General features: G+C 75.1%; 11 protein-coding genes. 2 read left to right on the top strand and 9 right to left on the bottom strand.

The window, feature by feature from the left end; all coding sequences use genetic code 11:
• The 4 genes from L1885_RS13790 to L1885_RS13770 all read right to left on the bottom strand — a co-directional run.
• Positions 1–1,134, bottom strand: a 1,134-nt coding sequence (locus L1885_RS13790) for a sensor histidine kinase (RefSeq protein WP_235797381.1), incomplete at its 3' end; no start/stop codon positions are given.
• Between the two features lie 12 nt (positions 1,135–1,146).
• Positions 1,147–1,995 (bottom strand): response regulator transcription factor, encoded by an 849-nt coding sequence (locus tag L1885_RS13785; protein WP_235797379.1) that lies wholly within the window; start codon positions 1,993–1,995, stop codon positions 1,147–1,149.
• A 682-nt stretch (positions 1,996–2,677) separates the two neighbouring features.
• Positions 2,678–3,151 (bottom strand): carboxymuconolactone decarboxylase family protein, encoded by a 474-nt coding sequence (locus L1885_RS13775; RefSeq protein ID WP_235797378.1) that lies wholly within the window; start codon positions 3,149–3,151, stop codon positions 2,678–2,680.
• A gap of 210 nt (positions 3,152–3,361) precedes the next feature.
• Entirely contained in the window at positions 3,362–3,844 is a 483-nt protein-coding gene (locus L1885_RS13770) for a cupin domain-containing protein (RefSeq protein WP_235797377.1), read from the bottom strand.
• A gap of 479 nt (positions 3,845–4,323) precedes the next feature.
• On the opposite strand from L1885_RS13770, the gene L1885_RS13765 reads away from it, so the two are divergent.
• A complete protein-coding gene (locus tag L1885_RS13765) occupies positions 4,324–5,220 on the top strand; it encodes an RNA polymerase sigma-70 factor (protein WP_235797376.1) in 897 nt (298 codons plus the stop codon).
• A gap of 370 nt (positions 5,221–5,590) precedes the next feature.
• Here L1885_RS13765 and qcrB read toward each other — a convergent pair whose 3' ends face one another.
• Complete coding sequence (gene qcrB, locus L1885_RS13760) at positions 5,591–7,210, bottom strand: cytochrome bc1 complex cytochrome b subunit (RefSeq protein WP_235797380.1); 1,620 nt, start codon at positions 7,208–7,210, stop codon at positions 5,591–5,593.
• Positions 7,211–7,921: 711 nt separating this feature from the next.
• Positions 7,922–8,191, bottom strand: coding sequence for a WhiB family transcriptional regulator (locus L1885_RS13755; protein ID WP_235797375.1), 270 nt, complete (start codon positions 8,189–8,191; stop codon positions 7,922–7,924).
• Positions 8,192–8,611: 420 nt separating this feature from the next.
• Here L1885_RS13755 and L1885_RS13750 point away from each other — a divergent pair, with 420 nt between their 5' ends.
• Positions 8,612–9,553: an alpha/beta fold hydrolase gene (locus L1885_RS13750; protein WP_235797374.1), complete on the top strand. Its 942-nt coding sequence runs from the start codon at positions 8,612–8,614 to the stop codon at positions 9,551–9,553.
• A gap of 264 nt (positions 9,554–9,817) precedes the next feature.
• Here the strand turns inward: L1885_RS13750 and L1885_RS13745 are convergent, their stop codons facing one another.
• The 3 genes from L1885_RS13745 to L1885_RS13735 form a co-directional block, all read right to left on the bottom strand.
• Positions 9,818–10,417, bottom strand: a complete 600-nt coding sequence (locus tag L1885_RS13745) for a hypothetical protein (protein ID WP_235797373.1) — start codon at positions 10,415–10,417, stop codon at positions 9,818–9,820.
• Positions 10,418–10,745: 328 nt separating this feature from the next.
• Positions 10,746–10,931, bottom strand: a complete 186-nt coding sequence (locus L1885_RS13740; protein WP_235797372.1) for a hypothetical protein — start codon at positions 10,929–10,931, stop codon at positions 10,746–10,748.
• Between the two features lie 44 nt (positions 10,932–10,975).
• Positions 10,976–12,493 (bottom strand): NAD(P)/FAD-dependent oxidoreductase, encoded by a 1,518-nt coding sequence (locus L1885_RS13735; protein WP_235797371.1) that lies wholly within the window; start codon positions 12,491–12,493, stop codon positions 10,976–10,978.
• Positions 12,494–12,806 lie beyond the last annotated feature (313 nt).

Below are 12,806 nucleotides of genomic sequence, written 5' to 3'. Positions count from 1 at the left end.
CCGCCGCTCCGCTCCGGTGGCCGCCGGCGCCGCCGGGGGCAGCGTGACCTCGAAGCGGCAGCCGCCCGTCACGTTGCGCACCGCGGCGCGGCCCTTGTGCGCCTCGACGATGCCGCGCACGATCGCGAGGCCGAGGCCGGCGCCGGCCGGCGGGGTCCGCGCCTGGCTGCCGCGCCAGCCGGTGTCGAAGACCCGCGGCAGGTCCTCGGCCGGGATGCCGCCGCAGCCGTCCGTCACGGACAGGACCACGCTGCCCTCGCGCAGTTCCGCGGCGACCGCCACGGTGCCGTCCGCGGGCGTGCGGTGGATGGCGTTGACGAGCAGGTTGCCGAGGACCCTCGTCATCTCCTTGCCGTCCACCTCGACCGGCACCGCGTCGACGCGGTCGCCGACCAGCCGCACACCGTGCTCCCTGGCCAGCGGGTCGGCGCCCGCGAGTGCCTCCCCCACCAGGTCGTAGACGGACATCCGGGTCGGGGACAGCGGAAGGGTCCCCGCGTGGATGGTCGAGAGCTCGAACAGGTCGCCGACCATCGAGTTCAGCCGGTCCACCTCGGCCGTGATCTGCCGGAAGTAGCGCTCCGGGTCCTGGACCACGCCGTCCTCCAGCGCCTCCGACATGGCCCGCAGCCCCGCCAGCGGGGTGCGCAGGTCGTGCGAGATCCACGCCACCAGTTCGCGCCGCGAGCTCTCCAGGGCGCGTTCGCGCTCCCTGGAGACGGCGAGGCGCTCGCTGGTGGCCGCGAGTTCGTTGCTGAGCGCGGTGAGTTCGGCCGTCGAGGCGCCGCCCGGCGCGGCGAAGCTGCCCCCTTCGCCGAACGAGCGAGCGGCGAGGGTGAGATCGCGGCTGCGCGCCACGACCCAGCGGCCCAGCAGCAGCGCCGTCGCCATGGAGACGACCGCCGCCATCGCCACCACGGTGGTGACGACGGACAGGTCGTGCGTCGACAGGAACATCGCCTCCGCCACCGCGAGGGTTCCGGACAGCATCGCCGTGACGGCGACCGCCGCGACGACGGTGACCCCGACGGCGACGCTGCGTCCGCGCAGCAGCCGCAGCGCCACCGCCCCGAGGAGCCCCGCGGCCGCGGCCCCGCAGAAGGCGTACGCGGCGATGGCGAGCATGCTCTGGATTCCGTGCACGGCTCAGCGCTCCGGCGTCTCGTCGGGGCCGGCCGGCAGGCCGGCCACCGGGGCGGCGCCGCGGCCGGCAGCCGCGGCCGGCGGAGCGGCGGCGCTCCGTACGTCCCCGTCGGGGGCGGGGCCCTGGGCCGGGACCACCGGCGCGTCGCCGGGCTCCGCGTCCGTGCCGCGCGGCACGTCGAAGCGGTAGCCCACGCCCCACACCGTACGGATCAGGCTGGGCCGCGCCGGGTCGTCCTCGATCTTCCCGCGCAGCCGGCGCACGTGGACCGTCACGGTCGACAGGTCGCCGAACTCCCAGCCCCACACGTCGTGCATCAGCTGCTCCCTGCCGATGGCGACCCCGGGGTGGCGCATCAGGTGGGCGAGCAGCTCGAACTCGCGCAGGGTCAGTGCCAGCGGCCGCCCGTTCCTCGTGGCGCTGCGCGCGGACCGGTCCAGGCTGATGCCCGCGAGGCGCAGCGGGGGCTCGGAGGCGGGCGTCTGCTCGGCGGGGGCCCTGCGCAGCACCGACTCGACGCGCAGGACGAGCTCGCGCGGGCTGAACGGCTTGGTCACGTAGTCGTCGGCGCCGATCTCCAGCCCCAGGATGCGGTCGTCCTCGTCGCCCCGGGCCGTGAGCATGATCACGGGCACCGGCCCGCGCTCGCGCAGCCTCCGGCAGACGTCGAGGCCGTCCATGCCGGGCAGCATCAGGTCCAGCACCACGAGCGCGGGGGTGTTCGCCTCGGCCAGGCGCAGGGCCTCGGGTCCGTCACAGGCGCGGTCGACGCGGAACCCGGCGCGTTCGAGGTACGCCGTGACGACCTCGGCGACCGTCGGGTCGTCGTCGACGACGAGGATGGTGTGCATGGCACCAGTCTCGCCGTACGCGGGGCGCGGCCGGGCCGCCGGGTGCTTACGGATCGATGACGGCGGGGTATCGGCGATCGACGCGGCGGGAGCGGGGGGCCGCGCCGAGAAGGCGTCCGCGCGGCGGCCGGGCGCTCAGGAGGCGTCCGGGCGGTCGCCGGGGTGCGGTGCCGCGCCGTCCCGGCCGAGCGCCGCCCAGCCCGCCGGAGGGAAGCCGGTCAGGGCAGAGGTCCGCCGGCGGCACGCGTGCGTCGCGCAGCCCGTGGACGGGCACCCCGAGCGGGGCGGGTGCCGTACCCGGTGGCAGCCGCCGTCCGGCGCAGTGGTCCCGCAAGGCCGCGTCCCGGCGGCCTCTGGTGTCGGGGCCGGCCACGGACAGCGTCCCGTCGACCCACAGCGGGTCCATGCATCCGTCGGGCACCACGGGATACGAGCCGCCGGGGCCGCCGCCCGGGTCCGCACCACGGCGCCGGCAAGGCGCGAGGGGCGCTCGGTGTACATGCCGCCCAGGCTGGTGTCCGACACGTCCCGCACGGTCCCCCGTCCCGAACGCGCCGGCGCGGCGCGGGCCCGGCGTGGGCCCTCCGGCACCGGCGTGGGCCCTTCGGCCACCGGCGTGGGCCCTCCGGCCACCGGCCTGGATCCCGGCCCGTGGCCGAAGGGCCCGGCCCCCGGCGGCGGTTCAGCCGAACATGCCGGGCCGGTAGCCGCCGGCGGGCTGGCGGTTCATCACGTTCAGGCGGTTGTACGCGTTGATGACGGCGATGAGCGACATCAGCGCGACGAGCTGGTCCTCGTCGTAGTACTTGGCGGCGTTCGCCCACACCTCGTCCGGCACACCGCCGTGCGCGTCCGCGACCCGGGTGCCCTGCTCGGCCAGTTCGAGCGCGGCGCGCTCCGCGTCGTCGAACACCGTGGCCTCGCGCCAGACCGCGACCAGGTTGAGCCTCTGCTGGGTCTCACCGTCGGCCGCCGCGTCCTTGGTGTGCATGTCGGTGCAGAACCCGCAGCCGTTGATCTGGCTGGCGCGGATCTTCACCAGTTCCGCCGTGGTGGAGGGAAGTCCGGCGTCCGCCAGGGCCTTGCCCGCCGAGTTGAGGTGTCTCATCACCTTGCCCGCGAGGGCGTTGCCGAAGAAGTCGAGACGGGATTCCATGAAAGCCTCCTGATCGTGCGGCAGTTGCCGCCGGTAGGGATGACGGGGCCGACCGTCGCCGAGCGCGATCGGCCCGGTCCGGATCGAACCGGGCAGGGCCGGACCGGATCGGACGTGTTCGGGCAGGACGTGTGACGTGCCGTGCGGTGGCGGGCCGGAACACGCGGGGCGCGGGCGATCGGCCGGTACGGCGGGGCGGCGCGGGCGCCGTCAGTCCACGAAGTACGAGTCGTGCTCGTCGAAGAAGCGGGACCGCTCCTCGTCCGTGGCGCCGGCCAGCCCGGGCAGCCCCTCGAAGTACCCTTCGCGCGGCGCCCCGGGGGTGAAGAGCAGGAGCATCTCCGCCTGCGCGTCCGAGTCGTTGCGGAAGGCGTGCAGCCCGCCCTGCGGGACGTGGAGGAAGTCGCCCTTGCGCGCGTCGATCCACCGCTCGCCGTCGAAGAGGCGGACCGTTCCCTCCAGGATGAAGAAGGACTCCGAGATCGTCCGGTGGAAATGGGTCCTCGGCCCGCCCGAACGCGCACTCATCTCGACGCGGTAGAGGCCGTACTCGCCCCGCGTGGTGGTCGTGGTCGCCAGGTAGTGGATGGCGTCCTTGCCGCGCTCGCCGATGTCCGGGGCCGTGTCCACGGGCCTGAAGTGGGCGTCGGCCTGGCCGTTCTCTCCGGAATACACCTGCTTCGGGTACGACATGTCTACCTTCCCTCGCGTCCGTGGTGCGGGTGGGGCTCGCGCCGGCGTCCGGCACGGGGCGGGACCCCGGTCGGCCCCGTCCGGCGGCCTCGTCCCGCCGGATGCGCCCCTCGACATCAAGACCGTCCACGCGCGGCGTTTGTGACAGGGCGACCGGCCGCGCCCGGGTGGCGGCCGGCGAACACACCGGCCCGGACCGCCGCCGCACGCGCGGACCGGCCCGGCGACCGCGCCCGCACCTCCGCGCCCGTACTCCTCCGCGGAAGCGACGACCGGGCGTGCGGAAGCGACGACCGGGCCCGGCACACCGGCGCTCCCCGGCGCCCGTCGCGAGGGCCTTCCCGCAGGTACGGCGCGTCCCGCGCCCGGCCGGCAGCGGCGGAGCGTCCCGGCCGACACGGTGTGCGGACGCAACGGGTGCCGGACGCACCGTGCCGCGCTGTCTGTAACATGGTGGGCCCGGGCAGGAAGGCAGGGTCATGCACGTCAAGGACGACTCCGACCCCCTCGGCCGGGCCGCGGAGGACTTCCTCGCGGCCCGCCCCCGGCTGTTCGGCATCGCCTATCGCATCCTCGGCAGCGCCGTGGAGGCCGAGGACATCCTTCAGGACGCCTGGGTCCGCTGGCAGAACACCGACCGCACGGACGTGCGGGAGCCGGCGGCCTTCCTGGCCACGATCACCACGCGCCTGGCGATCAACCTCGCCCAGTCCGCGCGGGTGCGCCGCGAGTCGTACGTCGGGCCCTGGCTGCCCGAGCCCGTCGACACGAGTGCCGATCCCCAGATGGGGGCGGAGCGCGCGGAGGCGCTGGAGATGGCGGTCCTCTTCCTGCTGGAGAAGCTGAACCCGGTGGAGCGGGCCGCCTACGTCCTGCGGGAGGCGTTCGACTACCCCTACCGGCAGATCGCGGACATCCTGCAGACGAGCCAGGCCAACACGCGGCAACTGGTCAGCCGGGCCCGCAAGCACCTCGCGGACGAGCGCAGGGACCGCGTGGACCCGGGCGACCACCGGCGCCTGCTGGAGGTGTTCCTGAACGCGGCGCAGAGGGGCGACATGGCCGCGCTGGAGGAGCTGCTCACGGCGGACGTCGTCAGCTACTCCGACGGCGGCGGAGTGCGCAGCGCGTCGAAGATCCCGGTGTTCGGGCGCGAGCGTGTCGCGAAGTACCTCGCCGCGTTCGCACCGCGCTTCTGGCCGGGGACGGACATCACGTGGGTCGAGGCCAACGGGCGTCCGGCCGCCCTCGTCTCGGCCGGCGGGAACGCCGTGACCCTGCTCGCGATCGACGCGTCCACGGAGGGCATCGACCGGCTCCTGTGGGTGATGAACCCGGACAAGCTGGCGCCCTACACGTCGCCGTCGGCCGGCTGACACCCGCCCGCGCGCCGGGGCCCGCGGCGGGAGCGGTCCGCCGGGCATCCACGCGGGCGGGCCGCCGGTCGCGGGCCACCGGACGCCACCCGTCGCGGGCCGGCCGCCGCCCGGGGTCCGCCCGGTAGCCCTATGACCTGGGAGCCCTCAGAATCATGACAGGGGCCCGCCGGCGTGGAGGGCACCGTGCGCCCTCCACCGGCCGGTGTCCGGCCCGCCCACCGCGACGCCGCCGCGTCCCGCACCGCGGCGGCGGCGGCGTCATCCTGGGCCGTCGTTCCGACGTCGTTCCGGCCTATTCGCAGTCCGGACGCCGCGCGCGCCGCGTTCACCGCACGCCGCCGTTCCCGGTCCCCTCACCGTCCGGGCGTCACTCGTCGTGCGCCTCGATCTCCTCGTGCTCCGTCGGGGTGGGCTCGGCGATGTACGTGCCCTCCCCGTACAGGTGCCGGCTCAGTCCGGCCCGCAGCCGCTGCGTCCCCGTGACGTGGGGCCGCGCGCCGTCGCGGCCGCGCGGCGCGGCCGGGACCAGCGGCTCCTCCTGCTTGTGCGCCGTCAGCGCGTACAGGCGTTCGGGGCTCAGGCGTTCGTGCACCTCCACGTACTCGCCGTGCGGCAGCCTCTTGATCAGGCCGGTCTCCCGGCCGTGCAGCACCAGGTCGCGATCGCGCAGTTGGAGCCCCAGCGCCGTGCGCTTCGCCACGCTGTAGACCACCGCGGGCACCGCGAACAGGCCGATGCGGACCGCCCACGTGACCGCGTTGACGGACACGTGGAAGTGGGTCGCGATCACGTCGTTCGCCGCACCGGCCAGGGCCACCGCGTAGACGCTGAGCCACGCGGCACCGAGCGCGGTGCGCACCGGGCGGTTGCGGGGCCGGTCCAGGAGGCGGTGTGCACCGTTGTCGCGGGTGACCCATGCCTCGACGAAGGGATACGCCCCGAGCGCGAGGAAGAACACCATGCCCGCCAGCAGCGGGAGGAGGTTGTCCAGGGCCAGGGTGTGTCCCCCGAGGACGACTTCCCAGCCCGGCATGACGCGGAGCAGCCCGTCGGCCACCCCCATGTACCAGTCCGGCTGCGACCCGGCAGAGACCTGGTCCGGGCGGTAGGGGCCGTACTGCCAGATCGGGTTGACCTGCGCGATCGACGCGATGTTCGCGAGGATCCCGACGACCATGAGGAAGAGGCCGGACGAGGTGGTGGCGCGTACCCGCAGCGGCCTGCCGACCGCCCTGTTCGCACCGTGGCCGGGGCCCGGGAACTGCGGCCGGCGCTGCCGCCGCGACAGGAGGGCGAGCGCGGCGAACAGGCCCACCATGAGGGCCGGGAGCACGACCACGTGCAGCGCGTTGAAGCGCGCCACCAGTTCGTGGCCGGGGAACTCGCCGCCGAAGAGCCACATCGCGAGGTACGTGCCGACGACCGGCACCGACAGGAGCGTGCCGTGCACCACGGCGAGCCCGGTGCCGGACAGCAGGTCGTCCGGCAGGTCGTAGCCCGTCAGGCCCTCGAACATGCCGAGGACCAGCAGCAGGAAGGCGATGATCCAGTGCAGCTCGCGCGGCTTGCGGAAGGCGCCCGTGAAGAAGAGGCGCATCAGGTGCGCGAGGATCGCTGCCACGAAGACCAGCGCGGCCCAGTGGTGCATCTGCCGGATCAGCAGGCCGCCCCGTACGTCGAACGACAGGTGCATGGTCGAGTCGAAGGCCTGCGACACCAGTTGTCCGCGCAGCGGCGCGTAACTGCCGTGGTAGCGCAGCTGCTCTGCCGAGGGATGGAAGTAGAGGGACAGGTAGACGCCGGTGAGGAGGAGGACGACGAAGCTGTAGAGGACGATCTCCCCCAGCAGGAAGGACCAGTGGTCCGGAAAGACCCGGCGCCTGAGCGCGGCCGGGCTCGCGGAGCCGAGCCGTGCGTCGATCCAGTCCCCGACCCGTTCGCCCCTGCCGCCGGATTCGCGTCCCGCCGGCCGGTCCTTCTCGTCCATCTCCACCAGCTCATTCCTGCCTGCTCGCCCGACGTGGTGCCTGGGAGCATCCGGCGGCCCCGCGGCGTGGCGGGGGGACCGCGACGGCGGTCCACCACCGCGGGCGGCCGGCGCCGCGGCCCTCGGCCCACCCGCAGGGCCCAGCGGGCCCATCGCCGGGCGCCGACCGCGCCGCACCCGTCCCCGCCGCGGGACCCGGCCCCCGGCCGAGCCGCCGCGCCGGATCACACGGTGTGATCCGGCATGCGGCAGGGAACTCCGGCCGGCCGGCGCGCCCGCACGGAGGCCCCACGGGGGCTTCTCGCGGGCGAGGGGCATCTCCACGGCCGGCTCCGGAGGTCGCTGGTGCCGAATGCTGTCGTCGATATGACAGTCCGGCCGGCCGATGTGTGACATGCGGGAGCGGAGGCTACCCGCCCGCCCGGGCTCGGCGGCGATCGGACGACCGGGAGGGAGCGGCCGTGCGCTGTCGGTGCGTCGGCCCTGCCGGCGGCGGCCCGCCGGAAGCCGGCCGGGCGGCCGTCGTGCCCGGGCTCGGGCCGAGGGGACCGAGCCCGAAGCGATCCAGCCGCTGCTCCCCGCCGGCGGTCACGGACGCCGCGGTGGAGGGGGAGGCAGAACGACCTGTCGTCGTCCCGTCCCGCTCCGGACGAGCCTGATGACCACTGATGAATTCGAATGAGTTCGGATGAGTTCGTCCGAACTCGGAGCCTAGGCGGCCGTTGCCGCCGGGCGTCGCGCGTGGGGCACGTGCCGCCGCCGCATGGCGCGCCGCTCGACCTCGGTCGTGCCACCCCAAATGCCGTCCACCGGGCCGGCGTCGACCGCCCAGTCGAGGCACTGCCGCCGGACGGGACAGCCGGCGCAGACCGTCTTCGCCTCGTCGCTCTGCAGCACCGTCGGACCGCTGCCGCTGCCGCCGACGGGGAAGAACAGTTCCGGGTCCTCGCCCCGGCAGCTCGCCCTCTCAAGCCAGTCCATGCCAACCCTCTCCTTCGAACGGTGCCGGGACGGCCCCGGTACCCGCCTGGCGCGAGGTGAATCCAGCGACCGCGCGCCCGATCCCTGCCCGAGGGGTGCGACGGGCGCCGCATCCGGCGGGCACAGGGGGCGCCGAAGCCCGCGGGCGCAGGAGCCCCCGGGGACAGACGCCGCAGCCGGTCCGGTTGTGACAACCGGGGGCCGCCGGGCGGGAGTCGGGCACGGTCCGACTCCCGCCCGACGACGCGCCGCTGTGGGGCGCGCGTCCGCCGGGTACCGCCGCGCGTCGGCGCCGTGGTCATGCCGGCCGTCCTCCGGGCCGCGTTCCCGTCCCCGGCGAACGGCCCTCCGATCACACTGTTATGACAAGGTTCACACTGTCTTGTGAGCGGCCCGGGGGTGCTGCACCATCTCGGAGATGTGAACACCACCCCAGAGCCGTCCGCCCCGGGTTCCCGGGCCGGGGAACCGGCGTCCCCGCTCGCCCCCGGCACGCACTCGATCACCGTCCGCTCCGGCCCGGCCCCCGTCGAGCAGCGCTACCACGTCGCGGGCTCGGGCCCGGTGTGCGTCGTGCATTCCGGCGGGCCGGGCATCGGCTGGGAGTACCTGCGGATGCCGCTGCTCGAACGCCGTCTGACGATGGTGTATCTCGAGCCCGTCGGTACGGGCGCCTCCGGGCGGCTGCCCGATCCCCGCGGCTACCACCTGGCCACGTACACCGATTTCCTGCACGCCGTGGTCGAACACCTGGCGCTGCCCCGGGTCGTGGTGCTCGGGCACTCGCACGGCGGGTTCGTCGCGCAGCGGTACGCGCTCGACCACGGGGACCGCGTGGCCGCGCTGGTCCTCTACGACACCTCGCCGGTCACGGGCGAGGCCTTCTGGTCGGACGCGGTGTCCAACATCGGCGCCTTCGCCCGGCGGCACGGCGCCGAACACCCGGAGACCGCGGCGTACGCCGACGGCCTCACGGCCCGTCTCGAGGAACTCGGCGACGAGGGCGCCACCCAGGTCCTCAGGCTGATCGCGCCCGCGTACTTCTTCGACTACTGGGGCCGCGAGGCGGAGTTCGGCCCGGCCCGGAGCACGCTGCGGATGTACGCGGAGCCCTCACGCGGTGAGGGGCCCGCCTTCGACGTGCGGGACGAACTGCACACCGTCATGGCACCCACGCTCGTCCTGGTCGGGGACGCGGACTTCATCTGCGGGCCGCGCTGGGCCCGCATGATCGAGGAGGCGGTGCCGGAGGCGCGGCTCGTGGTCCTCGAAGAGACCGGCCACCTGGGCCACGTCGAGTGCCCGGAGCGGTTCGCCGAGGCGGTGACCCGCTTCCTGGCGCCGGACGGGGGCCGGGCCTGAGGCCGGCGCCAAAACCGGCAAGACGCGGGCAGCGGTGGGCGGCGCGGGACGCCGGCACGGCGGGGGCTCAGGCGCTGAGAGGCGGACATCCGGTGCGGGGGTCCGTGCCGGTTGCTGCCTGCCGGTCACTCCCCCTCAGGGCGAGGAGCGGGCCCCGGCCGTGAGACCGCGCGCGGCCGCCGGGCGGGCGTGCCGCCGGGCGGGCGTCGCGCCCGGATCAGGCTCGTGCCCGGATCAGGCGTCGTGCCCGGGCTCGTGCCCGGATCAGGCGTCGTGCCCGGGCAGCGGGGCCCGGTAGCGGCCGCGGCCGGTGCGCCGGACGCGGTGGGCCGCGACGAGCCGGTCGAGCGTGCTGCGCACGGCGTTGATGCTGCCGCTGTCGGTGTCACGGCCCAGGGCAGCGGCGACGTCCCGGGCCCGGACGTCGGCGTCGCCGGCCCCGGCGAGGTGGGCGAGGATCTGCTCGGTGAGCCTGCCGTACGCGCGTCGCCCGTCGTCGTCACCGTCACCGTCACCGTCCACGGTTGCATCCCCGGTCCGGCGCGCCGCCTGCGCACCGCCGGCCCGCCTCCCGGTCCCTGCGGCCCGGGCCCCGCTCTTCCCGACCGGCCGCGCGGGCGCACCGGCCTGCGTCTCCGCCGCTGTCTCCGGCTCCGCCCGCGACTCCCCGGATGCCTCCGCGTCTGCGTCGGACAGCAAGGGGCCGAGGGCGTCGAGGGCCCGCTGCACGGAGCCGAGATGGGCTTCGACCGCCGCGAGTTCCCGGCCGAGGGCCTCCTTCTGGAGCTTCAGCCGGGCCAGGTCCTGCTGGAGGCTCGCGGCCGTGCTTTCCAGCCGCCGCGCGGCGGGAGTCGCCGAGACCATGTGTTCCCCTCAACCTGCCCTTCGTGCCGCGCCCCCTACGGCCTCACGAGGCGCTGCCCGGACCGGACGCGGGGTGGTCGCTCGTCCACATCATAGGCAGGCGGCCTCCCCGGGCCCCACTGCTGTCCGTCGCCCGCCCGCACACGGAAGGTGTGACCGGGCGGCCCGGCGGGCTCCGGCACGTCCCAGCAGCTCGCGGCGGCTGCCGTCCGCTCAGGCCCCCTGGGCACACCGGGGCGGAGGGCTGTCCAGGGTCCGGTGACACCCCTCGGCCCTCGTGCCCGACCACACCGTGTGTTCTGCGGTCGTACGCCGCTTCCGGGGCGTGTCAGTCGCGGGCGGGAGCCGCGCGCCGCAGCGCGTCGAGCCGCTCCGTGAGCGCCTCGATCCGCGCGTCCACGGCGTCGGCCGCCTCCTGGAGCATCCGCAGGCGGGCCTCCAGCACGGCGGCCTCGGCGGCCAGCGTCACACCGGTGGCGGCCGGATCACCGGGGTGACGTGGTCCTATGGGCATACGGGCACCTCTCCGCGCTCGGGCGTGCTGGTCTCGTGCGGAGGTCAGGCGGCCGTGTCCCCGCCCGGGCCCGGCAGCCCGGGCGGGACGCCCTCCCCGGCGGGTACGACGCCCTGCCCCGCGGGCTCGGCGGAGAGTCCGGCGAGCCCGCCCCCGGCACCGCCGCCACCACCCGCCGCCGTCCCCGCACGAGCACCGGCACCCGCACCGGCGGGCCCGGCCGGTTCCCCCGCGCGATCGCCGGGACGCCGGGCGTCCCCGCCCGAGACGAACGCGTCCCGCGGGTGCTGCACGGAGGCCAGGGAGACCAGGTCGCGGCCGAAGAACGCGGCGCCCAGCCAGCCCGCGAGCACCCTGACCTTGCGCTCCCAGGTCGGCACGGCCAGCACGTGGTAGCCCCGGTGCATCAGCCAGGCGGGCAGGCCCCTGACGACGAGCCCGTGGTACTGGAAGATGCCGCGCCCGAGGCCCAGCGTCGCCACCACCCCGAGGCTGCTGTGCCGGTAGTCGCGCGGCTCGCGGCCGTGCAGGCTCGCCGCGATGTTCCGCGCCAGCAGCCTGCCCTGCCGTACGGCGTGCTGGGCGTTCGGCACCGTGCGCGCGCCCGGCACGGGCGAGGCCAGGTCGGGTACCGCCGCGTCGTCGCCCGCCGCCCACGCGTCCAGGAGCGGCTTGCCGTGCGCCTCTACCCGCAGGTCGGGACGTACGACGATCAGGCCGCGCTCGTCGAGCGGCAGGTCCGTGTGGTTGTGGACGACCGGGTTCGAGGCGTTCCCGGCGGTCCAGACGATCAGCTCCGCGTCGAACTCCTGCCCGTCGGAGAGCACGACGTGCCCGTCCCTGGCCGAGGTGAGCCGGGTGTTCAGGTGGACGTGCCCGCCGCGCCGCTCCAGCGAGCGCACCACCCAGGCACCGGGCCCGTCGCTCACCTCGGGCAGGATGCGCCCCCGCGCCTCGACCAGGTGGAAGGACAGGTCGCCGAGGTCGAGTTCGGGATAGGACCGCAGCATCGCGGTGGCGAGCGAGAGCAGTTCGCCGAAGCCCTCGACGCCGGAGAAGCCGCCGCCCACGAAGACGACGGTGAGCAGCTTGCGCCGCTCGGGTCCCGGCGGCAGCGTGGCGGCCTCGTCGAACGCGGTCATCAGCCGGTCCCGTACGGCGACGGCCTCCTCCACGTGCTTGAGGCCGATGGCCTGCTCCGCGAGCCCGGGGACGGGCAAGGTCCGGGTCACCGCGCCGGCGGTGATCACCAGGACGTCGTAGCCGAGGGTGAAGTCCTCACCCCGGACGGGGCGGACGGTGACGACGCGGCGCGCGTGGCTGATGTCGACCGCGCTGCCCGCGATCACCCGCGTGCGCCGCAGGTGCCGCCGCATCGACACGGCCGCGTGCCGTGCCTCGACCGAGCCGGCCGCCACCTCCGGCAGGAAGGGCTGATAGGTCATGTAGGGGCGCGGATCGACGATCGTGACCCGCGCCTCCCCGGCGCGCAGCGACTTCTCCAGGCCCCACGCCGTGTAGAAGCCCGCGTAGCCGCCGCCGACGATCAAGATCTCTCGCATGGTGTCCTCTGTTCGCTTGTCCTCCACTCACTGGACAGGGCACGACAGCAGAATGTGACAGGACCGCGCACGCCCCCGCGCGGCGTCCCCTGGCTTGCGGCGGGGCGCTCCTCCGGCCGCCGGCAAGGCGATCGCGAGCCGGCTCGCGCCGAGCAGGCGCGCGGTGCAGCGGCGGATCCAGGTCATGAGGACGCTCGCGGGCGCGACGACACGCATGCAATTGGCCTGGCAGGCGGCGCGCCGCGGCTGGCTCGACCGGCCGCGGTGACGGGGAGCGGGGCGGCGGCCGCACCACGGCGGACCGGACCGGGGC

It is taken from the genome of Streptomyces fuscigenes (assembly GCF_021556455.1).
In the GTDB taxonomy this organism is placed as follows: domain Bacteria; phylum Actinomycetota; class Actinomycetes; order Streptomycetales; family Streptomycetaceae; genus Streptomyces; species Streptomyces fuscigenes.
The sequence above is the reverse complement of the archived record's forward strand: the minus strand, read 5'-3'. Positions and strand labels throughout refer to the sequence as shown.

Coding starts and splice junctions, on each gene's coding strand:
- L1885_RS13785 (WP_235797379.1), bottom strand. CDS start 1,995: ATGCACACCATCCTCGTCGTCGACGACGACCCGACGGTCGCCGAGGTC.
- L1885_RS13775 (WP_235797378.1), bottom strand. CDS start 3,151: ATGGAATCCCGTCTCGACTTCTTCGGCAACGCCCTCGCGGGCAAGGTG.
- L1885_RS13770 (WP_235797377.1), bottom strand. CDS start 3,844: ATGTCGTACCCGAAGCAGGTGTATTCCGGAGAGAACGGCCAGGCCGAC.
- L1885_RS13765 (WP_235797376.1), top strand. CDS start 4,324: ATGCACGTCAAGGACGACTCCGACCCCCTCGGCCGGGCCGCGGAGGAC.
- qcrB (WP_235797380.1), bottom strand. CDS start 7,210: ATGGACGAGAAGGACCGGCCGGCGGGACGCGAATCCGGCGGCAGGGGC.
- L1885_RS13755 (WP_235797375.1), bottom strand. CDS start 8,191: ATGGACTGGCTTGAGAGGGCGAGCTGCCGGGGCGAGGACCCGGAACTG.
- L1885_RS13745 (WP_235797373.1), bottom strand. CDS start 10,417: ATGGTCTCGGCGACTCCCGCCGCGCGGCGGCTGGAAAGCACGGCCGCG.
- L1885_RS13740 (WP_235797372.1), bottom strand. CDS start 10,931: ATGCCCATAGGACCACGTCACCCCGGTGATCCGGCCGCCACCGGTGTG.
- L1885_RS13735 (WP_235797371.1), bottom strand. CDS start 12,493: ATGCGAGAGATCTTGATCGTCGGCGGCGGCTACGCGGGCTTCTACACG.